At 64.1% G+C, this 24556-nt stretch carries 20 protein-coding genes and 3 pseudogenes; 8 read left to right on the forward strand and 15 right to left on the reverse strand.

Annotated features, from left to right (window positions below):
- Nucleotides 1-119: 119 nt before the first annotated feature.
- From ACTGJ9_RS00445 to cysG, 12 genes and pseudogenes are all read right to left on the reverse strand, one after another.
- Entirely contained in the window at nucleotides 120-908 is a 789-nt protein-coding gene (locus ACTGJ9_RS00445; RefSeq protein ID WP_148755238.1) for a 3-hydroxybutyrate dehydrogenase, read from the reverse strand.
- 1 nt (nucleotide 909) lies between these two features.
- The gene (locus tag ACTGJ9_RS00450; protein ID WP_456675476.1) at nucleotides 910-2085 is read right to left on the reverse strand and encodes a DUF3734 domain-containing protein; all 1176 of its coding nucleotides are present in this window, start codon (nucleotides 2083-2085) and stop codon (nucleotides 910-912) included.
- Nucleotides 2086-2163: 78 nt separating this feature from the next.
- Nucleotides 2164-2667, reverse strand: a complete 504-nt coding sequence (locus ACTGJ9_RS00455; RefSeq protein ID WP_456675477.1) for a CAP domain-containing protein — start codon at nucleotides 2665-2667, stop codon at nucleotides 2164-2166.
- A 91-nt stretch (nucleotides 2668-2758) separates the two neighbouring features.
- A complete protein-coding gene (locus ACTGJ9_RS00460; RefSeq protein ID WP_456675478.1) occupies nucleotides 2759-3796 on the reverse strand; it encodes a sulfate/molybdate ABC transporter ATP-binding protein in 1038 nt (345 codons plus the stop codon).
- A complete protein-coding gene (gene cysW / locus ACTGJ9_RS00465; protein WP_456675479.1) occupies nucleotides 3786-4697 on the reverse strand; it encodes a sulfate ABC transporter permease subunit CysW in 912 nt (303 codons plus the stop codon). Before cysW ends, ACTGJ9_RS00460 begins: the two co-directional genes overlap by 11 nt.
- Nucleotides 4698-4708: 11 nt before the next feature.
- Nucleotides 4709-5494 carry a sulfate ABC transporter permease subunit CysT gene (gene cysT / locus ACTGJ9_RS00470; RefSeq protein WP_456678407.1) on the reverse strand — a complete coding sequence of 262 codons (786 nt, stop codon included), beginning with the start codon at nucleotides 5492-5494 and terminating at the stop codon, nucleotides 4709-4711.
- Between the two features lie 87 nt (nucleotides 5495-5581).
- Nucleotides 5582-6596, reverse strand: a pseudogene (locus ACTGJ9_RS00475) (sulfate ABC transporter substrate-binding protein).
- A gap of 112 nt (nucleotides 6597-6708) precedes the next feature.
- Nucleotides 6709-7431: a phosphoadenylyl-sulfate reductase gene (locus ACTGJ9_RS00480; RefSeq protein WP_456678408.1), complete on the reverse strand. Its 723-nt coding sequence runs from the start codon at nucleotides 7429-7431 to the stop codon at nucleotides 6709-6711.
- A gap of 5 nt (nucleotides 7432-7436) precedes the next feature.
- Nucleotides 7437-7952, reverse strand: coding sequence for a DUF934 domain-containing protein (locus tag ACTGJ9_RS00485; RefSeq protein WP_456675480.1), 516 nt, complete (start codon nucleotides 7950-7952; stop codon nucleotides 7437-7439).
- The gene (locus ACTGJ9_RS00490) at nucleotides 7939-9594 is read right to left on the reverse strand and encodes a nitrite/sulfite reductase (protein ID WP_456675481.1); all 1656 of its coding nucleotides are present in this window, start codon (nucleotides 9592-9594) and stop codon (nucleotides 7939-7941) included. Before ACTGJ9_RS00490 ends, ACTGJ9_RS00485 begins: the two co-directional genes overlap by 14 nt.
- Nucleotides 9595-9605: 11 nt before the next feature.
- Nucleotides 9606-9923, reverse strand: a complete 318-nt coding sequence (locus tag ACTGJ9_RS00495) for a DUF2849 domain-containing protein (protein WP_456675482.1) — start codon at nucleotides 9921-9923, stop codon at nucleotides 9606-9608.
- Nucleotides 9920-11356, reverse strand: a complete 1437-nt coding sequence (cysG, locus tag ACTGJ9_RS00500) for a siroheme synthase CysG (RefSeq protein WP_456675483.1) — start codon at nucleotides 11354-11356, stop codon at nucleotides 9920-9922. Before cysG ends, ACTGJ9_RS00495 begins: the two co-directional genes overlap by 4 nt.
- A 236-nt stretch (nucleotides 11357-11592) precedes the next feature.
- Between cysG and cysD the strand changes: the two genes are divergently transcribed.
- From cysD to ACTGJ9_RS00515, 3 genes and pseudogenes are all read left to right on the forward strand, one after another.
- A complete protein-coding gene (cysD, locus tag ACTGJ9_RS00505; RefSeq protein ID WP_456675484.1) occupies nucleotides 11593-12387 on the forward strand; it encodes a sulfate adenylyltransferase subunit CysD in 795 nt (264 codons plus the stop codon).
- A gap of 18 nt (nucleotides 12388-12405) precedes the next feature.
- A pseudogene (gene cysC, locus ACTGJ9_RS00510) lies at nucleotides 12406-14318 on the forward strand (adenylyl-sulfate kinase).
- Between the two features lie 290 nt (nucleotides 14319-14608).
- Nucleotides 14609-16774 carry a malate synthase G gene (locus ACTGJ9_RS00515; protein ID WP_456675485.1) on the forward strand — a complete coding sequence of 722 codons (2166 nt, stop codon included), beginning with the start codon at nucleotides 14609-14611 and terminating at the stop codon, nucleotides 16772-16774.
- Nucleotides 16775-16886: 112 nt separating this feature from the next.
- Here ACTGJ9_RS00515 and ACTGJ9_RS00520 read toward each other — a convergent pair whose 3' ends face one another.
- Entirely contained in the window at nucleotides 16887-17042 is a 156-nt protein-coding gene (locus ACTGJ9_RS00520; protein ID WP_007599832.1) for a Thivi_2564 family membrane protein, read from the reverse strand.
- 273 nt (nucleotides 17043-17315) lie between these two features.
- On the opposite strand from ACTGJ9_RS00520, the gene ACTGJ9_RS00525 reads away from it, so the two are divergent.
- Nucleotides 17316-19409: a methyl-accepting chemotaxis protein gene (locus ACTGJ9_RS00525; protein ID WP_456675486.1), complete on the forward strand. Its 2094-nt coding sequence runs from the start codon at nucleotides 17316-17318 to the stop codon at nucleotides 19407-19409.
- Nucleotides 19410-19422: 13 nt separating this feature from the next.
- Here the strand turns inward: ACTGJ9_RS00525 and ACTGJ9_RS00530 are convergent.
- Together ACTGJ9_RS00530 and ACTGJ9_RS00535 are read right to left on the reverse strand one after the other, a co-directional pair.
- Nucleotides 19423-20075 (reverse strand): annotated as a pseudogene (locus ACTGJ9_RS00530) (DUF2865 domain-containing protein).
- Between the two features lie 16 nt (nucleotides 20076-20091).
- Nucleotides 20092-20862 (reverse strand): L,D-transpeptidase, encoded by a 771-nt coding sequence (locus ACTGJ9_RS00535; protein ID WP_456675487.1) that lies wholly within the window; start codon nucleotides 20860-20862, stop codon nucleotides 20092-20094.
- A gap of 207 nt (nucleotides 20863-21069) precedes the next feature.
- Here ACTGJ9_RS00535 and ACTGJ9_RS00540 point away from each other — a divergent pair, with 207 nt between their 5' ends.
- The 4 genes from ACTGJ9_RS00540 to ACTGJ9_RS00555 all read left to right on the forward strand — a co-directional run bounded on the left by ACTGJ9_RS00540 (nucleotide 21070) and on the right by ACTGJ9_RS00555 (nucleotide 24504).
- Nucleotides 21070-22182, forward strand: a complete 1113-nt coding sequence (locus tag ACTGJ9_RS00540) for an AI-2E family transporter (RefSeq protein ID WP_456675488.1) — start codon at nucleotides 21070-21072, stop codon at nucleotides 22180-22182.
- Between the two features lie 75 nt (nucleotides 22183-22257).
- On the forward strand, nucleotides 22258-22629 hold the full coding sequence (locus tag ACTGJ9_RS00545) for a DUF883 family protein (protein ID WP_456675489.1): 372 nt from the start codon (nucleotides 22258-22260) through the stop codon (nucleotides 22627-22629).
- Nucleotides 22630-22718: 89 nt separating this feature from the next.
- Nucleotides 22719-23171 (forward strand): hypothetical protein, encoded by a 453-nt coding sequence (locus ACTGJ9_RS00550; RefSeq protein WP_456675490.1) that lies wholly within the window; start codon nucleotides 22719-22721, stop codon nucleotides 23169-23171.
- Nucleotides 23172-23361: 190 nt separating this feature from the next.
- Nucleotides 23362-24504 (forward strand): OpgC domain-containing protein, encoded by a 1143-nt coding sequence (locus ACTGJ9_RS00555; RefSeq protein ID WP_456675491.1) that lies wholly within the window; start codon nucleotides 23362-23364, stop codon nucleotides 24502-24504.
- Nucleotides 24505-24556 lie beyond the last annotated feature (52 nt).

Raw genomic sequence — 24556 nt, forward strand, 5'->3', positions numbered from 1 at the left:
CTGGACTGCGTCGAGCACGGCGCTATGCTGGGTTCAGCAAGGACACTTCCCCCTTGACGGACGGTAGGAGGTCCTACCGCACCGATGGATGCCCCGCCTTCGCGGGGCATGACGTGGAACTACTCCGCGGTCCAGCCGCCGTCGATCGACAGATTCGTGCCGGTGATCTGCGCGGCATCGTCGCTGCACAGGAACAGCGCCAGAGCTGCAACTTGCTCGGACGTCACGAACTCCTTGGTCGGCTGGGCATCGAGCAGCACGTCGTTGATGACCTGCTCGCGGGTGAGATTGCGGGCCTTCATCGTATCAGGGATCTGCTTCTCCACCAGCGGCGTCCAGACATAGCCGGGGCTGATGCAGTTGCAGGTGATCTTGTTGGTCGCGACTTCCAGCGCCACGGTCTTGGTCAGGCCGGCGATCCCGTGCTTGGCCGACACATAGGCCGACTTGAAGGGCGAGGCGACCAGCGAGTGCGCCGAGGCCGTGTTGATGATGCGGCCCCAGCCCTTCTTCTTCATGCCGGGGACGGCGGCGCGAATGGCATGGAAGGCCGAGGACAGGTTGATCGCGATGATCTGGTCCCACTTCTCGGGCGGAAACTCCTCGATCGGCGAGACGAACTGGATGCCGGCATTGTTGACGAGGATATCGACCGAACCGAACGACTTCTCGCCGAGCGCAATCATCCCGGCGATCTCGGCCGGCTTGGTCATATCGGCGGGCGAATAGACCGCCTTCACGCCGAAATCGGACTCGATCTTGGAGCGCTCCTTCTCGATGTCCTCCGGCGAGCCGAACCCGTTGATGACGACATTGGCGCCGGCAGCCGCAAACGCGCGCGCATAGGCGAGCCCGATGCCGCTGGTCGAACCGGTCACGACGGCGTTCTTGCCTGACAGAGTACCCATATTATTCGCTCCTTTTTGGCGGGGGCGCGGTGACGTCCCCCGTGAGATCGTAGGTCATCATGGTCTCGCCGGACTGCGGCTTCTCGAGCCAGTCCTTGTGGCGCATCGACAGATGCACGTCGCGCACGCCGCTTTCCCAATGCTCGACCATCGCAACATGCGAGAAGTCATAGTCCTTGGACGAGGATTCGTAGTTCTTGCTGCGATAGATCAGGTGCACCACGGTGACCGTGCTTTCGCGCGAGACTTTTGCGAGGAATTCGACGGAGGGGTCGTTCTTCAGAAAGTCCGGCAATTTGCCGATCAGGTCCCGCACCGCCCTGCGCGCATTGTGGATCTGCTTGTTCTTGTCGGTGTTCATCCGCGTGCGGCTGGAGAAGCGGATGTCCTTCTCGCGCTCGGTGGCCTCGATCAGCGAATTCGGCAGATCGCCGCGCGCGCTGAACAGATCGACCTGGAAGATCAGCATGTCGCGATCGACCTCGGCATCGAGCACGAAGTCGAGCGGCGTGTTGGAGGCGATGCCGCCGTCCCAATAATGCTCGCCGTCGATCACGACCGACGGAAAGCCCGGCGGCAGCGCACCGGAGGCCATGATGTGCTCGGGGCCGATTTTCTTGCCGAGCTTCTTGAACTCGTAATTGTCGAAATATTTGAAGTTGCCGGAGGTGACGCCGACCGCACCGACCGACAGGCGGGTCTTCAGGTCGTTGATGCGGTCGAAATCGACCAGCCGCTCCAGCGTCTTCTTCAGCGGCGCGGTGTCGTAATAGCTCTCGGCCTGCGGGCTGCCCGGCGGCCAGAGCGGCGCCGGCGGAATGCGCGGCGTGAAGAAGCCGGGCACGCCGAACGTCGCGATCAGCGCGGCGCTGGTGGAATTGAACAGCTCCCGGCTGTGGTCGCTCTTGCCGAGCGGCTTCCACGGCACCGGCTTGGAAACCATCTCCCAGAATTCCTTGAGCCGCTTGACGCGGGTGTGGCCCTCATTGCCGGCGATGATGGCGGCATTGACCGCACCGATCGAGATGCCGGCAACCCATTCGGGCTCGAAGTCGAAATGGCACAGGGCCTGATAGGCGCCGGCCTGATAGGAGCCGAGCGCCCCGCCGCCCTGAAGAACCAGGACACGCTGCGCCTTCGCGGGGACTGTTGCGACTTCCGGGCTATGATCGGTCATTCGGGAACATTAGCAGAAGGCGAGCCACCGTGGCGACAGCCTGCCGCGGCGTTAATGCATCCCGGGATCAAGTCTGGCTTATCGGGGATCGGTCGACGCCAGGATCATGGTCCAGAACACCTTGTATTTGGTGCCCGGAGCATAACTCGCCGCTATGCCCAATTTTGTGACACCGCCCTTGAGCATGTTCGCCCGGTGCGGAGGCGAGTCGCGCCAGCCGGAAAACGCTTCCGCCAGCGTATGATAGCCGGCCGAGATGTTCTCGACCGCCACGGTCGCGGGATAGCCGCCGGCGGCAAGGCGCTTGGCGAGCGGCGCGCGGACGTCATGGTCCATCTTGTTGGCGACGGCCATGGCGCTGGACTGGGATTCGGCGAGCCGCATCAGATCGGGGTCGACGACGACGGTGCCGAGGCCGTTGTTCTGGCGATACTGCGAGATCATGATCGCGGCCGCCGGCGCATCGAGCTTGGCGCCCGGGACCGACATGTCGGCATACATCGACGGCTGCTGAACCGGCACTTCGTTGCCAGCGCAGCCGGCGAGAAGCAAAGTGATGAGAATTGCGGCCGCAGCGCGCATGAATCGGAGCCCCCAGATGAGGCGCCGTTGTTGCATACCAACCGTGGCTGAAAGGTGAATTTTGAGGAAAATTCGATCTCTCGGGACCCGCTCAGGTGCCCGCAAATATGCGGTAGCGGCGGGGCTCGAGGCCGATGGTGTCACCGGCGCGCAGTTCCCGGTCGCGGGGGGCGTCGATCTCGATGGTCTCGCCGCCGGACAATGCAACCTCGGCCCGCTGCACCGGACCGAAATTCCGGACATGCTGAACGGCGCCCTCGAAGGCGCCCGAGCCGGGCGGACCGACCAGCATGTCGTGTCGCCGTACGAACAGTTTTGACGCGCCAGACACCAGACCGTCGACGGCAAGATTGAGCGGGCGGTCACCGAGCCTGATGACGCCGCCCTCGATCTGGACCGGCAGCTCGATGGATTCGCCGATGAAGCCATGCACGAAGGCGGTCGCCGGCGTCTCGTAGACGTCGTCGGGCGAGCCGATCTGCTCGATCCTGCCCTTGTCCATCACCACGACGCGGTTGGCGACTTCCAGCGCCTCTTCCTGATCGTGGGTGACGAAGATCGAGGTGACGTTGATCTCGTGATGCAGCGAGCGCAGCCATTTGCGCAGCTCTTTCCGCACCTTGGCGTCGAGCGCGCCGAAGGGCTCGTCGAGCAACAGGATGCGCGGCTCGATCGCGAGCGCGCGGGCGAGCGCGATACGCTGGCGCTGGCCGCCGGAGAGCTGGCTCGGATAGCGGTCGGCGAGCCAGTCGAGTTGCACGAGATCGAGCAGCTCCTTGACCCGGGCGCGGATTGTCGCCTCATCCTTGCGGATCGCACGCGGCTGCACGCGCAGTCCGAAGGCGACGTTCTCGAACACGCTCATGTGGCGGAACAGCGCGTAGTGCTGAAACACGAAGCCGACATGGCGTTCGCGCGCGCCCTGCGCCAGCGCATCCTCGCCATTGAAAAGGACTTCGCCTGTGTCAGGCCAGTCGAGACCGGCGATGATCCGCAGCAGCGTGGTCTTGCCGGAGCCGGAGGGGCCGAGCAGAGCGAGCAGCTCGCCGTCATTGACCTTGAGGTCGACGCCATCCAGCGCTGCGAAGCTGCCGAACTTCTTGACGAGATTTCTGACTTCAATGGTCATTGACGTCGTGTCCTTCGTCGAGATGACGTTCGAGAATGGTCTTGGCGACCAGCGTGATCAGCGCCAGCATCGCCAGCAGCGAGGCGATCGCGAACGCGGCGACGAACTGGTACTCGTTGTAGAGAATCTCGACCAGCAGCGGCATGGTGTTGGTCTCGCCGCGGATATGGCCGGAGACGACGGAGACCGCACCGAACTCGCCCATCGCGCGCGCGTTGCAGAGCAGGACGCCATAGAGCACGCCCCATTTGATGTTGGGCAGCGTGACGCGGAAGAAGGTTTGCAGGCCCGAGGCGCCGAGCGAGATCGCGGCCTCTTCCTCTTGCGTGCCCTGCTCCTGCATCAAGGGGATCAGCGCGCGCGCCACGAACGGGAAGGTCACGAAGGTGGTGGCGAGCGCGATGCCGGGCACTGCGAACAGGATCTGGATGTCGTGATCCCTCATCCAGCCGCCGAAATAGCCTTGCGCACCGAACAGCAGCACGAAGACGAGGCCCGAGATGACCGGGCTCACCGAGAACGGCAGGTCGATCAGCGTGATCAGGAAGGTCTTGCCGCCAAACTCGAACTTGGCGATCGCCCAGGCGGCGACGAGGCCGAACACGAGGTTGAGCCCGACCGAGATCGCCGCGACCATCAGCGTCAGCTTGATCGCAGCCAGCGCCTCCGGCTCGGCGAGCGCGTCGAAATAGGCCAGAATGCCCTTCGAGAAGGCCTGTGCGAACACCAGCACCAGCGGCAGAACGACGAAGACGGAGAGAAACAATATCGCCAGCACGATGATAGCGATGCGCACCGCCTTCGGTTCGGTGCGGAGATTGTTGCGCGCAGCGGCGGCATGCGCACGCGCCTTCGCCTCGGGTGAAGACAGCGACACGGAGTCGGCGATCTGCATCGTCATCGCATCCCGCCCTAGTGCACCGGGACCCGGTTCTGCGCCCAGCGCTGCAACCGGTTGACCGCGAAGATGATGACGAAGGAGACGACGAGCATGACGACCGCGATCGCGGTTGCGTCGGCATAGCGGAATTCGGATAGCCGGATCACGATCAAGAGCGGCGCGATCTCGGAGACGTTGGGCAGATTGCCGGCGATGAAGATCACCGAGCCGTATTCGCCGACCGCGCGCGCAAAAGCGAGCGCGAGCCCCGTGAGCAGCGCCGGCGCAAGCGAGGGCAGGATCACGCGAATGATGGTCTGCCAGCGGCTGGCGCCGAGGCTGCCGGCCGCCTCCTCGATCTCGGGGTCGAGATCCTGCAGCACCGGCTGCACCGTGCGGACCACGAAGGGAATGCCGATGAAGATCATGGCGACGAAGATGCCGAGCGGCGTGAACGCCACCTTGATGCCGAGCGCGGCGAGCCGCGCGCCGAGCCAGCCCTTCTCGGCAAACAGCGAGGTCAGCGCCACACCGGCAACGGCTGTCGGCAATGCGAACGGCACGTCGACGATGGCGTCGAACAGGCGGCGTCCGGGGAAGCGGTACCGCACCAGCGCCCAGACGATGATGCTGCCCATCACGAGATTGACGCAGGCCGCAGCGAACGCGAGTCCGAAGGAGACGCGGAGCGCGTTCAGGGTGCGGCGGCTCGAGAGGATGTTCCAGAATTGCTCGGGGCTGAGCTCGAACGACTTCAGGAACAGCCCGGCGAGCGGAATCAGGATGATGACGGACAGCCAGGTCAGCGTCAGCCCCATCGTGAGACCGAAGCCCGGCAATGTCCGGCGTCGTGCTGCGATTGCGCTCACCAGGCCCCCTGTTCAAACCCCTCCGACAGCCCCCGATCAGTTCTTGTAGATCTGATCGAAGACGCCGCCATCGGCGAAATGTTCCTTCTGCGCCTTGGTCCAGCCGCCGAACACATCGTCAATCGTGAACCGCTCGACCTTTGCGAAGGAGTTTTCATACTTTTTTGGCGATCTCGGGATCGCGCGGACGATAGAAGTTGCGCGCGGCGATCTCCTGCCCTTCCTTGGTGTACCAGTACTGGAGATAAGCATCGGCGACGTTACGCGTGCCCTTCTTGTCGGCAACCTTGTCGACGATCGCGACCGGCGGCTCGGCCAGGATCGATTGCGGCGGCGCCACGATCTCGAATTTCTCCGGGCCGAACTCCTTCAGCGCGAGATAGGCCTCGTTCTCCCAGGCCAGCAACACGTCGCCGACACCGCGCTCCACGAAGGTCACGGTGGCGCCGCGCGCGCCGGTGTCGAGGACCGGCACCTGCTGATAGAGCTTGCCGATGAAGTCCTTGGCCTTGTCGGCCGAGCCGTATTTCTTCTGCGCAAAGCCCCAGGCCGCCAGATAATTCCAGCGCGCGCCGCCAGAAGTCTTGGGGTTCGGCGTGATCACGGCAACGCCCGGCTTGAGCAGATCGTCCCAGTCCTTGATGCCCTTGGGATTGCCCTTGCGTACCAGGAACACGATGGTCGACGTGTAGGGTGATGAATTCTGCGGCAGCCGCTTCTGCCAATCGGCTGCAGTGAGGCCCTTGCCGGCGATGGCATCGATGTCATACGCGAGCGCGAGCGTCACCACGTCGGCCTGCAATCCGTCGATCACGGCGCGCGCCTGCGAGCCGCTGCCGCCATGCGACTGCTTGATCTCGACGCTCTTGCCGGTTTCCTTCTGATAGGCGGTCGCGAACGCCTTGTTGAACTCGACATAGAGCTCACGCGTCGGATCGTACGACACGTTCAAGAGGTTGATGTCAGCGGCGAGAGCCGAGCTTGCCAGAAATCCTGTCACGAGCAGCCCTGCCGCGAGCGGAACGATACGGCGCATCATGTCCATCTCCATTCACCTCGACGACTTCAGCGTCGTCGATGGCACGCGGGCATAACTCGGGGCGAAACGCGCTCAAGTCAACGGAACCGGATTTTCTTGTTCGCAGCCGGGCGGCTTGCCTGTGCTACGAAATCTTCGTCGTGTGGATGCCACATTCTGTCTTGGCGCGGCCGCGCCAGCGACCCGCGCGCTCGTCCTCGCCCTCGGTCGTTCTGCTCGTGCAAGGCATACACCCAACCGACAGGAAACCCGACGCTTGAAGCGGATGCTGCGGCAATTTGGCACGCGCATAGATGTCCTTGATCTCCTCGCGCGAGGCATTGGCGAAAGGATTGAACTTCAGCCGCGCGCCATCCAGCTCGACGACCGGAATGTCGGCGCGCACGCCGCCCTGAAACCGCTTGCGGCCGTTGACCCACGCGGAAAACGGCTTCAGCGCCCGCGCCAGCGGCTCGACCTTGCGGATACGGCAGCAGGCGTCGGGATTGGAGAACCAGAGCTCCTGATCGGGATCCTCCCGCTTCAGCGCCTCCTCCAGCGGCTTGATCGAACGAACATCTCTCAAGCCAAGCGTGGCGATCAGCGCGTCGCGATAGGCAAGCGTCTCTTCGAACAGCCAACCGGTATCGAGAAAGATCACCGGAATGGCCGGATCGACATCGGCCATCACCTTCAACAGCGCGGCCGACTCCGTCCCGAACGACGACACCACGGCGAGCTGGTCGCGGCCGACGGTCTTCAGCGCCGCAGCAATGATTTCGGCCGGAGCGGCGTCGCGCAGAGCGCGGTCGAGCTCATCCGCGGTCGGCAACACCGAGGTGGATTGGGATGCAAATTGAGCAGTCACGGCGTTCACGTGCCGACCCCCTCGGAGTGACGCAGCTGCATGCGCCGGTGCAGCGCCGTGATCCGGCCGTCGCCGGTCGGCTGGTAGAACACCGAGTAGCGCTTCGCGGTCTGCATGAACGCTTCCGCATCCGCCTGCTTCTTGACCTCGAAGGAATCGAACCCGGCGCGCAGCATGAACACGAACTGGTCGCGCAGGATCTGGCCCGTCGCGCGCAATTCGCCGCGATAATTGTAACGCTCTCGCAGCAGCCGCGCCTGGCTGTAGGCGCGTCCGTCCCGGAAGGTCGGGAACACCAGCGCGACGACGGCAACCTTGCCGAGATACGGCACGAGTTCGTCGATGTCGCGGTTGTTCGGCCAGATCACGCCGAGCTTGCCGGCGCGCTTGAGCAACGCCTCCGCCTCGCCGACGAAGCGCTCGGCCGGCACCAGGATGTCGCCGCTCTCGGGCAGCGGCGTGTCGACGGCCAGCTTGACGAAACTGTCGTCGACGATTTTTCCGCCGTTAACGAGTGGCATAGACGCGCTCCTTGAAAGGTTCGACGCCGAGGCGCTTCACCGTGTCGATGAACAGCTCTTCGGGCCGCTCGCGCAGCGCAAGATAGGCTTCCACGACGTCTTCGATGACGTCGGCGACCTCGTCGAACTTGACGCCGGGGCCGATCAGATTGCCCAGCGCAGCACCCTCATCGGCACGACCGCCGATGGTGATCTGGTAGACCTCCTCGCCGTTCTTCTCGACACCGAGAATGCCGATATGGCCGACATGGTGGTGACCGCAGGCATTGATGCAGCCGGAGATGTTGATGTGCAACCGGCCGATCAGATTGGCGAGCCCATGGTTGGCGAAGCGTCGCGTCAGCTCCTGCGCGATCGGGATCGAGCGCGCATTCGCCAGCGAGCAATAGTCGAGCCCCGGGCAGGCGATGATGTCGGTGATCAGGTTCACGTTCGGCGTCGCCAGGCGGAGCTTGTCGAGCGCCTTCCACAACGCCGGCAGGTCGCGCTTGGCGACATGCGGCAGCGCCAGGTTCTGCTCGTGGCCGACACGGATTTCCCCGAAGGAATATTTGTCGGCGAGATCAGCCAGCGCGTCCATCTGCTCGGCCGTGGCATCTCCCGGAGGTGCGCCGATCGGCTTCAGCGAGATCGTGACGATGGAATAGCCCTGCACCTTATGCGGCGAGACCGAGTTCTTGCGCCACGCCTCGAAGTCCGGGTCCGCCGCAGCCTGACGCAGTTCGTCCGGCATGTGCGGCAGCTTCTCGTAGTTCGGATAGCTGAAGCGCGAGCGGATGTCCTCGATCACCTCGTCGTCGATCTGGAGCGAGGAGTTGCGGATGTGCTGCCACTCCTCCTCGACCTCGCGCGAGAATTTCTCGATGCCGAGCTCGTGCACCAGGATCTTGATGCGCGCCTTGTAGATGTTGTCGCGGCGGCCGTACTGATTGTAGACGCGCAGGATCGCCTCGATATAGCTGAGGATATCGCGGCCATGCACGAAATGCTTGATGGTCTTGGCGATGAACGGCGTGCGGCCGAGACCGCCGCCGACGAGCACCTCGAAACCGGTCTCGCCCTTCTCGTTCCTGATCAGCCTAAGACCGATGTCGTGAATCTTGATCGCGGCGCGATCATGGTCCGACGCCGTGATCGCAATCTTGAACTTGCGCGGCAGGAACGAGAATTCCGGATGCAGCGTGGTGTGCTGACGGATCAGCTCCGACCAGATGCGCGGGTCCTCGATCTCCCCGGGCGCGACGCCGGCCCACTGGTCCGAGGTGACGTTGCGCATGTTGTTGCCGGAGGTCTGCATCGCATGGATGCCGACCTGGGCGAGATTGGCGAGCGCATCGGGCAGCTCGGCAAGCTTGATCCAGTTGAACTGGATGTTCTGCCGCGTGGTGAAATGGCCGTAGCCGCGGTCGTATTTGCGCGCGACATGGGCGAGCGCCCGCAGCTGGTTCGTCGCCAGCGTCCCATAGGGAATTGCGACGCGGAACATGTAGGCGTGCAATTGCAGATAAACGCCGTTCTGAAGCCGCAGGATCTTGAACTCGTCCTCGGTGAGCTCACCCGAGAGGCGGCGCTTCACCTGGTCGCGGAACTCCGAGACGCGCTCGTTGACGAGCGTGCGGTCGATTTCGTCGTAAGCATACATCAGAGAATGCCTTAAACCTGTGCCGGCTGTCCGATGGTGACACCGGTGCGGCGGATCTGTTCGCGCAGATTGCCGGGTTCGATCTTGCCGTCCGCGCCGACCTGCACCGGGGCGATATAGGGACCGATCGCGCCGACGTCATCGGCGACCGACTCCGCAAGCAACGCCTTCGCCTCGTCCGAGTTGCGCACGATCGCGGCTTCCGACAGTTCCGCGGACCAGCTCTTGGCGGCGGTGCGATACACCACGATGCCATCCCAGGTGCGATTGGCGGTCACGACCGAAGGACCGGCGATTTTGATCTTCTTCTGTTCAAGCGGGGAGGTCATTCGGCTGCATCCAGTAGGTCAGAGATGATTTGAGCTGGGTTTTTCTTGGGGGATTGACGGTGAAGCGAACCGGCATGCCGGACCACGTCGCCGATGATGAGAATGGCGGGACCGCCATTGACGTGCCGCACGAGCTCGGGCAGGTCACGCAGCGTGCCGATTACGCCTTTCGCGTCCGGCCGCGTGACCCGGGCGAACACGCCGACCGGCGTTTCCGGCGAACGGCCGGCGGCAAACAGACCGGCGCGAACAGCGGGCGCAGCGGTCATGCCCATGTAGACCACGACAGTCATTTTGGTGTCGGTCAGCGTCGACCAATCCACCGTCTCTGCGTCGCGCGCCCTGTGCGCGGTGAGGAAGGTGATGCGGGTCGCTTCATGACGGTAGGTGAGCGGCACCTCGAAATCGGCGGCGCCGCCGAGGCCTGCGGTGATGCCCGGAATGATCGAATAGGCGACACCGGCAGCGCGCAGCGCTTCCACCTCTTCGCCGCCACGGCCGAACACGAAGGGATCGCCGCCCTTCAGCCGCACGACCCGCTGGCCAGCTTGCGCGGCCTCGATCATGCGCCTGTTGATGGCGTCCTGGCCGATGCCGGGCTTGCCGACACGACGGCCAACGGCAACACGCGTGGTATCGCGACGGATACGGTCGAGAATTTCGGGCGAGACCAGCTCGTCGTGGAAGACAATGTCGGCATCCTGCAGCGCGCGCAGCGCCTTGATGGTGAGGAGATCCGGATCGCCGGGGCCGGCGCCGACCAGCGCCACCGAGCCCTCCGGCTTGTCGGCGCGCGCAAACGCGGAGGCATCGGAAATCTGCTTGAGCGCTGCGTCGGCCTCGTCCTTGCGGCCGGCCAACACGGCTGCGCCGATCGGACCGTCAATGACGCGCTCCCAGAAGCGCCGGCGCAGCGGAAACTCGGCGATACGTTCGTTGATGGATTTGCGGAAGCCGCCGATGAATTCGGCGAGTTCGCCGATCCGCGCCGGCAGCAGCGCCTCGATCTTCTCGCGCACGCGACGCGCCACCACCGGTGACGCACCGCCGGTGCCGACCGCGACCACGACATCGCCGCGATCGACGATGGCCGGGAAGATGAAGCTGGAATGTTCGAGATCGTCCATGACGTTGACCGGCAGGCCAAGCGACTTAGCCCGGGCCGACATCACCACGCCGACATCGCCCGCGCCCGCGCAGACGACGGCAATGACACCGGCAAGATCGGTCGTGAGCGGATCGCTCGTCGCGATCTCGATACCCGCCGCGTCATCGGCGCCGAGGCTCAGATCCTGATTGCCGTCGATCGCATGCACGCGGATGCGCGCACCGGCAGCCGCGAGCACGCGCAATTTTGCGCGCAAAAGCTCACCCGCGCCGATGAGGACCACCGGACCGGCCTTGAGATCGAGGAACACCGGCAAGAACCGCATGCGATACTCGCTTCCCCCACATCCGGGGTTGACTGGAATTATTTTCTATATATGTGTCATTTCTGACGCGCAAAGAGAAAATTTTTTCTTCTCTTCTGCGCTGCAACTATAGAAAATTCGCCTCCAAACGCAAAGTGGCAGAGATGCATCTTCTCAGGACCGATTCCGGTGCAGATGGACGGGACCCCCGCGCCCCGCTTTCCGAGCAAATTCCAGTCGCGCTGGCGGCCCCCAGCATGGACCATCTCGACCAGCTGGAAGCGCAGAGCATCTACATCTTTCGCGAGGCCTTTGCCCGCCTGAAGAAGATCGCCCTGCTGTGGTCGCTCGGCAAGGACTCCAACGTCATGATCTGGCTGGCGCGCAAGGCGTTCTTCGGCCGCCTGCCGTTCCCGGCCCTGCATGTCGACACCGGCAAGAAGTTTCCGGAGATGTATCGATTTCGCGATCACTACGGGAAGGAGTGGGAGCTCGATTTGCGCGTCGAGCCCTGCCCGCCCATCGATGCCGTCGACCCAACGCTGCCGCCCGCCGCCCGTTCCGCCGCGCGCAAGACCGAAGGCCTCAAGATGGCGCTCGGAAAATACGGTTTTGACGGGCTGATCGCCGGCATCCGCCGTGACGAGGAAGCGACGCGCGCGAAAGAGCGCGTGTTCTCGCCGCGCGGTCTCGAAGGCAATTGGGACGTGCGCGACCAGCCGCCGGAGTTCTGGGATCACTTCAATGCATCGCCGCCGCAAGGCGCGCATTTGCGCATCCACCCGATCCTGCATTGGACCGAGGCCGACATCTGGGCCTACACCAAGCGCGAGAATATCCCGATCATCCCGCTGTATCTCGCCAAGCACGGCAAGCGTTATCGCTCGCTGGGCGATCAGGACATCACCAACCCCGTGAATTCGACCGCGTCGAACATCGACGAGATCCTGGCCGAGCTCGAGCAGACCAAGGTGCCGGAGCGCGCAGGCCGCGCGCTCGATCACGAGACCGAGGACGCTTTCGAGCGCCTGCGCGTCGCCGGCTATCTCTGATCAAGGACGCGCAGTCGTATGAACATGATCGTCACCCCCGCTTCGCCTGCCACGCCGAATGGCACCACGCGTCCTCAGGTGCGCATCGTCATCGTCGGCCATGTCGACCACGGCAAGTCGACGCTGGTCGGCCGCCTGCTGCACGAAACCGGCAGCCTGCCCGACGGCAAGCTCGAAATGCTCAAAGCCGTCAGCGCGCGGCGCGGCATGCCGTTCGAATGGTCGTTCCTGCTCGATGCGCTGCAGACCGAGCGCGATCAGGGCATCACCATCGACACCACGCAGATCCGTTTCCGCACCAATTCGCGCGACATCGTGCTGATCGACGCGCCCGGCCATGCCGAATTCCTGCGCAACATGATCACCGGCGCCTCGCAGGCCGACGGCGCGGTGCTGATCATCGACGCGCTCGAAGGCGTGCGCGACCAGACCCGGCGTCACGGCTACCTGCTGCATCTGCTCGGCGTGAAGCAGGTCGCGGTCGTCGTCAACAAAATGGACCGCGTCGATTTCTCCGCCGAGCGCTTCAAGGAAATCAGCGACGAGATCTCCGCGCATCTCAACGGCCTCGGCGTGACGCCGGCCGCGATCATCCCGATCTCCGCGCGCGACGGCGATGGCGTTGCCGAGCGCACCGACCGCATCGGCTGGTACACGGGTCCGACCGTGGTCGAGGCGCTCGATGGACTCGAGCCGGCGCGGCCGCTGGAAGCGCTGGCGCTGCGCCTGCCGGTGCAGGCGATCTACAAGTTCGACGACCGCCGCATCGTCGCAGGCCGCATCGAATCCGGCAGCCTGACTGCCGGCGACGAGATCGTGATCATGCCGGCCGGCAAGATCGCCAGGATCAAGACGGTCGAGAGCTGGCCGGTGACGCCGGTCGCGGGACGTCAGGGCGCCGGCCGCTCGGTCGGCATCACGCTTGACCGCGAACTGTTTCTCGAGCGCGGCGACATCATCGCGCATGTGAGCGCCGCCCCACGCGAGACGCGGCGGCTGCGCGCGCGTATTTTCTGGCTGCACGACAAGCCGCTCGCCAAAGGCGATCAGCTCCTGGTCCGCTGCGGACCGAAGGAAAGCCGCGCCACCGTCGTCGCCATCGAGAAGGCGGTCGATCCCGGCGAGCTCGAGAGCCGCGAGAACGAGGCGATTGGCCGCAACCATGTCGGCGAGATCGCTCTCTCTCCAATCCGATCGCGGTCGATCCCTACACCGAAAATCCGCGCACCGGCCGGCTCGTGATCGAGGTCTCCGGGCGTATCGCCGGCGGCGGCCTGGTGCTGTCGGTCGATGCCGGTCAGCGCGCCGTGCCGGTCGACATCGTGCCGGTGGAATCGGCGCTGCGCCCCGACGAACGCTCTGCGCGCTATCGCCATAACGGTGCCGTGGTCTGGCTCACGGGCTTGCCGGCCTCCGGCAAGTCGACGCTGGCGAAGGCGCTGGAGCGGCGTCTCTTCACCAATGGCGGCTCGCCGATCCTGCTCGATGGCGACACGCTGCGCGCCGGGCTCAATGGCGATCTCGGCTTCTCCGCAGCCGACCGCAGCGAGAACATCCGCAGGCTTGCCGAGGTCGCGACCCATCTCGCCCGCAACGGCCACATCGCCATCGTCGCCGCCGTTTCGCCGGCCCGCGAGGACCGCGCCACCGCGCGTCGCGTCGCCGATGCCGCGTTCCGCGAGATCCATGTCGCGACACCGGCCGAAATCTGCGAGGAGCGCGATCCCAAGGGCCATTACAAGAAGGCTCGCGCCGGCGCCCTTGCCTCCTTTACAGGCATCGGCAACGACTACGAGCGGCCCGAGGCCGCCGAGCTCGTGATCGATACCTCGACACGGACGGTTGCGGACGCGACCGACGAGATCGAGCAGATGCTGAAGACGACCGGCGTGCTGTTCGACGAAGTCGTGGACCTCGCCGCAAATATTTGAGCCCTCCTGTTCCCGGCTGTCGTCGCCCGGCTTGGCCGGGCGACCCGGTATTCCAGAGACAACGTTGGGATACGGAGACGCTGCGGCTTACTGGATTCCCGCCTTCGCGGGGAATGACAGCAGCGGAGCGGCCGCCAGCTCCTCATTGACATTTTGACAGACGTCGGGGGTCTTCTCAGCGTCCCGATTTTGGGGCTAATAGGTCCCGAAAGCCGCCCCACGTGGGCGCATTTTGCTGCTGTCGGGTCAAAAGCAGCCAAAAACAGCCATTTCCAACAAGAAAGACCATCATGAAACGCGTCGACGCCCACGGATTGAAGATCGCCCCCGTCCTTTTCGATTTCATCGCCAAGGAAGCCGCCCCGAAAACGGGGATCGCGCCGGATGCGTTCTGGGCCGGGGTGGCCGCCATCATCAAGGAGCTGGGGCCGAAGAACCGGTCGCTGCTCGCCTTCCGCGACTCGCTGCAGGCCAGGATCGACGATTGGCACCGCGCCCACAAGGGCAAGGCGTTCGACCTCGGCGCCTACACCGCCTTCCTGAAAGAGATCGGCTATCTCGTCCCCGAGCCCGCGACGCAGAAGGTCGAGACCGCCAATGTCGACGAGGAGATCGGCAAGATCTGCGGCCCGCAGCTGGTCGTGCCGCTCACCAACGCGCGCTATGCGCTGAACGCGGCGAATGCGCGCTGGGGCTCGCTCTATGACGCCTTCTACGGCACCGACGCGATCCCGCACGATCCGACCGAGAGCGGCAAGGGTTACAACAAGGCACGCGGCGACAAGGTGATCGCAAAGGCCAAGGCGTTCCTCGACGCCGCCGTGCCGCTGGCGACCGGCAGCCACACCGACGTTACCGCCTATAGCATCGTCGCGGGCCAGCTCGCGGTTAAGCTGAAGAGCGGCAACGCCACCGCGCTGAAGAACGCCGCGCAGTTCGCCGGCTTCCAAGGCGATGCGGCCGCGCCAAGCGCGGTGCTGCTCGCCAATAACGGCCTGCATGTCGAGGTCAAGATCGACCGCAACAGCGTGATCGGCAGGGACGATCCGGCCGGCGTCGCCGACATGATCATGGAATCGGCAGTGTCGACCATTCTCGACATGGAGGACTCGGTCGCCGCCGTCGACGCCGAGGACAAGGTGCTGGTGTATCGCAACACGCTCGGCCTGATGAACGGCACGCTGTCGGCGGACTTCGAAAAAGGCGGCAAGACGCTGACGCGCTCGCTCAACGCCGACCGCTCCTACAAGACGCCGGACGGCAAGGGTGAGGTGAAGCTGCACGGCCGCAGCCTGCTGTTGATGCGCAATTGCGGTCACCACATGTTCACTGATGCGGTGCTGGACGAGACCGGCAAGGAAGTCCCGGAAGGCCTGCTCGATGCCGCGGTCTCCGGACTTCTTGCCATTCATGACTTGAAAGGCAACTCCAAGGTCAAGAACAGCCGCACGGGATCTGCGTATATCGTCAAGCCGAAGATGCACGGCCCGGACGAGGTCTCGTTCACCTGCGAGATCTTCGACCGCGTCGAGAAGATGCTGGGCCTGCCGGAGAACACGCTCAAGGTCGGCATCATGGACGAGGAGCGGCGCACCACCGTCAATCTCAAGGCCTGCATCCAGCGCGCCTCGAAGCGCATCATGTTCATCAACACCGGCTTCCTCGACCGCACCGGCGACGAGATCCATACCTCGATGGAAGCGGGTCCGATGATCCGCAAGAACGAGATGAAGGCGCAGGCCTGGATCAAGGCCTATGAGGACTGGAACGTCGACATGGGCCTGATTGACGGTCTGCCCGGCCATGCCCAGATCGGCAAGGGCATGTGGGCGGCGCCTGACAAGATGGCGGACATGCTGCAACAGAAGCTTGCCCATCCGCAGGCCGGCGCCACTACGGCGTGGGTGCCCTCGCCGACCGCGGCAACGCTGCACGCGCTGCACTATCACCAGGTCAACGTCACTGCGCGCCAGCAGGAGCTGACCAAGGGCGGTCCGCGCGCAAAGCTCTCGGACATCCTCACCATTCCGGTGTCGAAGTCGAACTGGGCGCCCGACGACGTCAAGCAGGAGATCGACAACAATTGCCAGGGCATTCTCGGCTACGTCGTACGCTGGATCGACCAGGGCGTCGGCTGCTCCAAGGTGCCTGACATCCACGATGTCGGCCTGATGGAAGACCGCGCGACCTTGCGTATCTCCAGCCAGCATCTGGCCAACTGGCTGCACCAGGGCGTCATCACCGAAGCGCAGGTGATGGAATCGCTCAAGCGCATGGCCGTCGTCGTCGATAAGCAGAACGCGGGCGATCCGATCTACAAGCCGATGGCGCCCGCCTTCGACGGCACAGCCTTCAAGGCGGCCTGCGACCTCATCTTCAAGGGCCGCGAGCAGCCGAACGGCTACACCGAATACATCCTCACGGCGCGCCGCCGCGAGGCCAAGGCGCTTGGGTAACAAGGCGCTTGGCTAACAGGGCGCTTGGCTAAAGGCGACCTGAGTCCGAACATTCGAACACCAAAAGCCCCGGCTCGCGCCGGGGCTTATTTGTTGGAGATCAGAAGCTCCGCTAAAACACCGCGAGATATTTCAGCAGCGACACGATGCCGATGATGATGACCACGACGCGAGCGATTTGCTTGGCGCGGCCGTCCATCGGCAGCATGTTGATGAGATAAAGTACGAGAATGACGACGAGAAAGGTGACGAGTACGCCGACCAGCATTGCGAGGCCCCCTTCAGGCAAATTGCTAACGAGGTTCTAACGCCTGTCTCGCGCGCCGGTTCCATTCGCGCAACCTATTGCAACTTCGGATAAATACGTAATTCTACCGGCAGGCTGCCTGCCGAAAACTTTACCCTTTTGGTTTCAGATGCAGAAACCGCACGGCCTGCGTGCCGCGAACGGTATGCCCTTGCCGATGCTGCCGCCCCCGTTTTCTCGATTTTGCCGGGGCGTCCTTGACCGACTTTGAAATGGGAATTTGGGGGGACTTCGATGCTCAATCGTCTGACCGTGTCCGCACTGTTGAAGACAGTGATCGCTATCACGTCGATCTGCGTGGTGATCGAGCTTTCGCTCACCGCCTACGAGTCCTGGGATCGCCTCAAGACCGCCAACCGCATCTCGCAAATCGCCGATGCCTCCTCCGATCTGTTCAAGGCGATGCACAATCTGCGCACCGATCGCTCGACCACCTCGCGGCTCCTCAACGCGACCGAGCCGATGGATTCCGAGATCGAGAAATATCTGCGTGCGCTGCGCGATGCGCAGATGCCGGCGATGGCACGCGCGCTCGAGCTGCTGCCGAGCATGGACTTCCCGCGATCCGGCACGCTGGTGCCGGAGCTCGCGCGTCTCAACAAATTGCTGGTCGAGGAGCAGAAGCAATTCTGGGAGGACGTCGCCAAGCCGAAGGACCAGCGCCGCGCGGGGCTGACCAAAGAATACATGGAGACGACGCAGGGCCTGCTCGACGTGCTCGACAATCTGGGGAACACGCTGGCCGCGACCGTCAACCACCAGGACCCCGCGATCGATCAGCTGCTGTCGATCAAACAGAATGCCTGGCTGCTGCGCAACACAGCGGGCGAAGCTTCGCTGATCGTTTCGATCGGCCTTAACGCCGGCAAAATCTCGCCCGAGAGCCGCTACGCCTACACCCAATATGTCGGCGGCACGAGTGCGATGTGGAAGGCGCTGGAATTGTCGACCTCGGGCATGCAATTGCCGCAGGCACTGGCCTCCGCCATGGCCGGCGCCAAGACCGCCTATTTCGAACCGCAATATCTGACGCTGCGTGACCGCCTCGCGGACGCACTGGTCAAGGGCGAGAAGGCCGAGCTGACCGCCAATCAGTGGAGCCCGCTCACGGTCGGCCGCATGGCGAGCGCGGTCGCGGTGGCCGAAGCCGCCCTCGACGCCGCCAGGGCGCACACCCTCGACCAGCGCGGCGCTGCGCTGCGCGCGCTGATCGTGCAGCTCGTGCTGCTCGCGCTCGCGATTGGGCTTGCCGTCGGCGCGATCATGCTGGTCAGCCGCCGCGTCATCAATCCGCTCAATACCATCCGTGACGCCATGCTCAAGGTCGCAGGCGGCGATCTCGCCGTCGACAGCGGCTATCTCGATCGCCAGGACGAGATCGGCGCCCTTGCTAGCGCGCTGGAGACCTTCAAGCAGCAGGCCACCGAAAAGCTCAAGATCGAAGAGCACGAGCGCGAGCGCAACGTCGGAGCCGCTGCGCGCCAGCGCGCAGTCGAGTCCTATGTCGGGGAGTTCGAGGGCGCTGTACGCAAGACGCTGGGTGAGCTGAACGACGCGTCGGGGCGGATGCGCAAGACCTCGGGCGATCTCTCCGCCGTCTCGCGCCAGACCAACGAGCGCGTCAAGGTCGCCGGCAAGGCCTCCAACGACGCCTCGATGAGCGTCGACAGCGTCGCGGCAGCCGCGGAAGAGCTCTCGGCCTCGATCAACGACATCAGCCAGCAGGCGGCGCATGCCGCCGGGATCGCCGGTCGCGCCGTCACGCAGGCGCGCGAGACCGACGGCACCGTGCAGGGGCTACAGAAGTCCGCAAGCCGCATCGGCGAGGTCGTCGGTCTCATCAACACCATCGCGCAGCAGACCAACCTGCTCGCGCTCAACGCCACCATCGAGGCCGCGCGCGCCGGTGAGGCTGGACGCGGCTTTGCCGTCGTCGCCTCCGAGGTGAAGTCGCTGGCGAGCCAGACGGCGAAGGCGACCGAAGAGATCTCCGAGCAGATCGCCGACATCCAGAAGGTCGCGGGCGATGCCATCAACGCGATCCAGACGATCGGCGGCATCATCGGCGAGGTCAACGAAGTCGCGACTGCGATTGCGGCCGCCGTGCAGGAGCAGGGCGCGGCGACCCAGGAGATCACGCGCAGCACCCAATACGCCGCGCAGGGCACCAGGAACGTGTCCGACAACATCACCGGCGTGAAGGCCGATGCCGACACCGCAGCCGGCGCTGCCGACAACGTCAAGCAGGCCTCGCAGATGCTGGAGACCCAGAGCCGCCAGCTCGGCGATCAGGTCAGCGATTTCCTCGGCAAGATCCGCGCGGCGTAACGGACTTCGCCCGCTACTCCTTCGCCACCACCGGCACCTGGCGGAATTTGGCGCGGATCGAGTCCGGCAACGGGGAGAAGTTCATCGCGACACCGCGGCGATCGTTGGCATTGCGGCTGGCGACGACGAGGCCGTCGTTCCCTGCAACGATATCGCCTTTGCGCAAGGTTGGATCATTCTCCGACTTGACCGAAGCGAGACCAGCCGGATCCTTGCCGTTGCAGGTACACCCGGACACGATCTCGTTACGATAGCGGAACGCATTCGGCAGGTCGGAATAGGATTTGCCGCTGTCGGTGGTGGCGTCGTCGATATTTCTGCCATAGACGAGCGAGGTCTCCGACGCTGGGCAGAAGCTCTTGCAGGATTGCGCCTTGCTCTCGGCATCATTGCCTTGCGCCGGGAAATAACGGCCGTCACAGCCGCGAACGCAATAGGCCGTGCCGCCGCCATAGGACGCGCGCTGACGCGGCGCATCGTAGCGCGGCATGTCGTCATTCGGGAACGGCCCCCGAATCTCCGGCGGTGGCCGCATCCGGAAGCCGCCGAACAGCGCCGAGAAGAAATCCTCCGCATGCGCCGAAGGCGCCAGCGCGAGGCCGAGGAGCCGATCGCGACGAACGCGGCCGTTCCGCAAGCCAATTTGCTGATCGAACGTCTCATCATGTGACCTCGCTCGACCCTAGTCCACCGACGACGCCGAGATGTTCAGCGCCTGGCGCCCCGAGGGCAGCGCCGTCACTGCCGGCCGCTTGCGTACGGGATCACCGTCGCGTGCCATCAGGGGCGCATTCTTCGGCAGCACCACGACCTTGGCACCGACATTGACGCGGCTGAACAGGTCGCTGACGTCCTCATTGGTCAGGCGGATGCAGCCGGAGGAGACGAACTTGCCGATCGTGGTGGGATCGTTGGTGCCATGGATGCGGTATTCGCTGGAGCCGAGATACATCGCGCGCGCACCAAGCGGATTGCCGGGGCCTCCGGCGACGAAGCGCGGCAGATAGGGCTGCCGCGCGATCATCTGTGCCGGCGGATGCCAATCCGGCCACTCCGCCTTGCGGGTGATGCTCTGCACGCCCGACCAGGTGAAACCTTCGCGGCCGACGCCGACCCCGTAGCGAATGGCGCGCCCCTGGCCGAGCACATAGTAAAGATAGGTGTTGGCGGTATCGATGACGATGGTGCCGGCCGGTTCGTTGCGATCGAAGCTCACGACCTGCCGCCGCAGCCGATCCGGCAGCGCCGCATCCTCGTCGGCGGACTGTGATGCCTCGCCGGCGTAGCCCTGCGAATAGGTCTGGTCCTGCGGATAGGCCTGCGGCTGCATCGGCGCATACCCGAACGTTTGGGCGTGTGCTGCGAACGGCACCGTCAGCAAAGCTGTCGCAAAGGCAAAAGCGGTGACGACGCGCGGCGAGAAGCTGCGACCGACGGCTGAGAATTTTGTCATGTGCTGCCCCGTGTGATGTCTGCATCTTGAGTGATGCGGCTTTCCAACAAACGCAGCAGAACCGACTCAAGTTCCGCGCGCTCGCGCGGCAACCACGTCACAGTCAAGCGAACGCAACTTCACGAAGCCGCGATGGAACCGCAATGGCCCCTGCGCGTTTTCTGATGACCAATGGGCGCCCGGACACCTCCGTGCGGGAGAGAAATTGTGCGCGTCCTTCCCAGTGAACGTCTGATTTCCGGCGACGACGAAGGTACTCCGCTTCCCGACAGCCATACCGAGCTGCCGCCGGTCATCCGGCGCACCGAGTTCGTTGCCTTCGCACTTGCGGGCCTGTTTCTGATCGCCATCGTCGCCGTGCTCTACGTGGCCAAGGCGTTCTTCCTGCCGGTCGTGATGGCCGTCGTCGCCGGTACCATGCTGTCGCCAGCCGCAAGCTTTCTTGAGCGGCGGCACGTTCCGCGCGCCCTCGGCGCCGTGCTGATCGTGATCGCGGTGACTGCGGTGGTCGCCTTCGTCGTCACGCTGATTGCCGCTCCCGCAGTGGAATGGAGCTCACGCCTGCCGGAGCTGGGCGCGCAATTGAGGGAGAAGGCGCATGTGTTCGACCGACCGCTCGCGCTGTGGAAGGAGCTGCAAACCATGGTCGGCGGCTCTGATGGCCTGCCAAGTGTCCCTCTGCCGAAAGCGGAATGGGTGCAGCCGACGCTGGAATTCGTATCGCCGACCTTCGCTGAATTCCTGCTGTTCTTCGCCACCCTGATCCTGTTCATCGCAAGCTGGCGCGATCTGCGGCGCGCCATGATCATGAATTTCAGCAACCGCGACGCACGGCTGCGCACGCTCCGGATCCTCAACGAGATCGAGGTTCATCTCGGCAACTATCTGCTGACGGTCACGATCATCAATATTGGCGTCGGCATCGCCACCGGCATCGTCTGCGCGGTCACCGGGATGCCCAATCCCGCCGGGCTCGGCGCGCTTGCGGCTGCGCTCAACTTCATTCCGATTATCGGACCGGTCGCGATGTTCATCGTGCTGGCCGTAGTCGGGCTGGTCGCATTCCCGACTATCAGTGGCGGCCTGATGGCCGCACTCGCCTTCGGCGGTATCACCTTCATGGAGGGGCACTTCGTCACGCCCACCATCATCGGCCGCAGGCTGTCCTTGAACGCGCTCGCCGTCTTTATTGCGCTGGCGTTCTGGACCTGGCTGTGGGGACCGATGGGCGCTTTTCTGTCGTCTCCGCTCCTCATCGTGGGGCTGATCCTGAAAGAGCATCTTTTGCCGGAGGATTCGCCGCAATTGCCGCAGGGATGACGGGCTCCACCAAGGGAACTTCCACCACAACGAAACGTTTTCTGCCCATCTCACCGCCAAAATCCGGAGCTTGTGATGTCAATAACCGATGGCGAAGCCAGGATGAAAGACGGGACCGACAAAGCCACCGCAGAACGCCTCGAGAAGGATGTAGCAGCCGTGAAAAGCGATATCGCCGCCCTCACCGACCAGATCACCGACGCCCTCAATACGTTCGCCAACGCCACGGGCAAGCAGGCCCGGCGCGGCTACAAGCAGGCGCGCGACAACGTGGATTCGACGCTCGACGACTTCTCGGAGCGCGGCGGCGCAATGATGGACGCGGCGCAGAATGCCTACGGCTCGATCGAGGAGACGTTGGAGGATGCGATCGCGCAGCGACCGCTCGCGACCGTCGGCATCGCGCTCGGCATCGGTTTCCTGATCGGCGCCGCCTGGCGCCGCTAGGCGCGCGATAAATTTAAAAGTCGCGACGGCCTCCGCCGCAGCGAACGAGACGTGACGAATTGGCTTGTGGAGACCTGAGGAGCAAGGCCGTGTTTCAGCGCATCATCGACGGTATCAGCGCATCGACGGGAACGACTGTGCGGCTGACCTCGCTGGCGGCGGCCGCAGCGTTCGCCCTCTTCATCACCACATGCTTCCTTTGCGCGGCGGTCTTCATCGCCGTGCTGGAAAAATACGGGCCTGTGCAGGCCTGCCTTGCCGGTGCCGGCATCTTCTTCCTGCTGACGCTTGCCGCCGCGGCGAGCTATTGGGGCTCCAAGCGGGAGATGCGGACGCATGCCCGCATCGCCGCAGAGCGCGCCGCGAAGGCGGCCCCGAGCATGCTCGCCGATCCCATGCTGCTCGCGACGGGCCTGCAGATCGTCCGCGCGATCGGGGTGAAGCGGCTGTTGCCGATCCTCGCCATCGGCGGCGTCGCGCTCGGAATCATGGCAAGCCGCGCCGGCGCTGCGGACGAGGCATCGGTCGAGCCGGCGGAGTAAGGTTGAGACCGCAATCAAGAAAGTTGCGCTGCCGGCCCGGCGAGCGGGCCCGCGGGAATTCGACGGCCCGTCCCTGCGCAATTTTTCATCAGCGCCGCTACGATCGGCCCTCCTTCACGCAAACGCTACTCGGACAGGCAGGCGGTTGCCGCTAAAAGCATCGCCCTGATTCCAAGTGAAATAATTAGCAATGAAGCCGTCTGTTAGGGCTAACCTCGCCGCATTCGACCACGACGCAAGGCTGTATTTGACACTCGGCATTGCAACGTTGTCGGTCTTTGTCGATCACATCCCGAACAACGTCGTCAACCTTCTGACGCTGCGCAACTTCGGCTTCAGCGGCGCTGCGGACCTGTTCGTGTTCGTGGTGGGCTATGGCGTCGCCGTCATCCACGGCAAGATGGCGCTGGAGCGCGGCTATGTCGTCGCCGCGACGCGCATCTTCCGCCGGGTCTGGCGGCTCTATGCCGCCTATGTCGTGCTGTTCGTGATTTACATCGACGTCATCGCCTATGTCGCCTCGCAATCCATGGCGCCGGAGATCATCAGCGACTACAACATCTCAGGGATTCTCGAACATCCGCTGCGCATCCTGATCCGCGGCCTGCTGCTTCAGGAAGAGCCGCTGAACCTCGATCTGCTGCAACTGATGATCCCGCTGATGGCCTTCTTTCCGTTTGCGTTGTGGGGGCTGTTGCGGCGGCCGAACGTGACGCTGGCGCTCTCTGTCGCGTTCTATTTCGCGGCGCGCTGGTTCGAGTGGGGTTTCCGGACTTATCCGGACCAGGAATGGACGTTCAATCCGTTCTGCTGGCAGATGCTGATGGTGCTGGGCGCCTGGTTCGCCGTCACCGGCGCGTCGGGCCGCGCCTTGCGCAACCTGCCCTGGCTGCGCGTGCTGGCGGGCGCCTATCTGGTGTCGGCGATGGCCATCACCCTGATGCGCCGTTCGCCGGCATTGTCCGCCTATTTGCCGGATGTCGTGCTCAACGGCATCTCGCCGACCGACAAGGAAAACCTCGCGCCTTATCGCGTGCTCCATTTCCTCGCGCTCGCTTTCATCGCGACCCACCTCATCCCGCCCGACCATCCGGGCCTGCAATGGAAGCCGCTCCAGATGGTGATCAAATGCGGCGAGGAATGGCTCGCCGTGTTCTGCGTCGGCGTGTTCCTGTCCTTCGCCGGCCATCTCGTCCTGATCACCGGACCCAATCTGGTCCTGATGCAGATCGGGGTGAGCCTTGCCGGTTTCGCGGCGATGACGGCGGTGGCCTATTATATCTCCTGGTCGAAGCGTCAGGACGAGCCGGCAGCCGTGCGTCAGCGGGCCTGAAGCGTTCCGGTTTCGTCGGAACGGGCTCCATCTTCTCGTCTTGACGCGTTCT

It is taken from the genome of Bradyrhizobium sp. RDM12 (assembly GCF_051917485.1).
Classification (GTDB): domain Bacteria; phylum Pseudomonadota; class Alphaproteobacteria; order Rhizobiales; family Xanthobacteraceae; genus Bradyrhizobium.

Coding starts and splice junctions, on each gene's coding strand:
- ACTGJ9_RS00445 (WP_148755238.1), bottom strand. CDS start 908: ATGGGTACTCTGTCAGGCAAGAACGCCGTCGTGACCGGTTCGACCAGC.
- ACTGJ9_RS00450 (WP_456675476.1), bottom strand. CDS start 2,085: ATGACCGATCATAGCCCGGAAGTCGCAACAGTCCCCGCGAAGGCGCAG.
- ACTGJ9_RS00455 (WP_456675477.1), bottom strand. CDS start 2,667: ATGCGCGCTGCGGCCGCAATTCTCATCACTTTGCTTCTCGCCGGCTGC.
- ACTGJ9_RS00460 (WP_456675478.1), bottom strand. CDS start 3,796: ATGACCATTGAAGTCAGAAATCTCGTCAAGAAGTTCGGCAGCTTCGCA.
- cysW (WP_456675479.1), bottom strand. CDS start 4,697: ATGACGATGCAGATCGCCGACTCCGTGTCGCTGTCTTCACCCGAGGCG.
- cysT (WP_456678407.1), bottom strand. CDS start 5,494: ATGGGGCTGACGCTGACCTGGCTGTCCGTCATCATCCTGATTCCGCTC.
- ACTGJ9_RS00485 (WP_456675480.1), bottom strand. CDS start 7,952: ATGCCACTCGTTAACGGCGGAAAAATCGTCGACGACAGTTTCGTCAAG.
- ACTGJ9_RS00490 (WP_456675481.1), bottom strand. CDS start 9,594: ATGTATGCTTACGACGAAATCGACCGCACGCTCGTCAACGAGCGCGTC.
- ACTGJ9_RS00495 (WP_456675482.1), bottom strand. CDS start 9,923: ATGACCTCCCCGCTTGAACAGAAGAAGATCAAAATCGCCGGTCCTTCG.
- cysG (WP_456675483.1), bottom strand. CDS start 11,356: ATGCGGTTCTTGCCGGTGTTCCTCGATCTCAAGGCCGGTCCGGTGGTC.
- cysD (WP_456675484.1), top strand. CDS start 11,593: ATGGACCATCTCGACCAGCTGGAAGCGCAGAGCATCTACATCTTTCGC.
- ACTGJ9_RS00515 (WP_456675485.1), top strand. CDS start 14,609: ATGAAACGCGTCGACGCCCACGGATTGAAGATCGCCCCCGTCCTTTTC.
- ACTGJ9_RS00520 (WP_007599832.1), bottom strand. CDS start 17,042: ATGCTGGTCGGCGTACTCGTCACCTTTCTCGTCGTCATTCTCGTACTT.
- ACTGJ9_RS00525 (WP_456675486.1), top strand. CDS start 17,316: ATGCTCAATCGTCTGACCGTGTCCGCACTGTTGAAGACAGTGATCGCT.
- ACTGJ9_RS00535 (WP_456675487.1), bottom strand. CDS start 20,862: ATGACAAAATTCTCAGCCGTCGGTCGCAGCTTCTCGCCGCGCGTCGTC.
- ACTGJ9_RS00545 (WP_456675489.1), top strand. CDS start 22,258: ATGTCAATAACCGATGGCGAAGCCAGGATGAAAGACGGGACCGACAAA.
- ACTGJ9_RS00555 (WP_456675491.1), top strand. CDS start 23,362: ATGAAGCCGTCTGTTAGGGCTAACCTCGCCGCATTCGACCACGACGCA.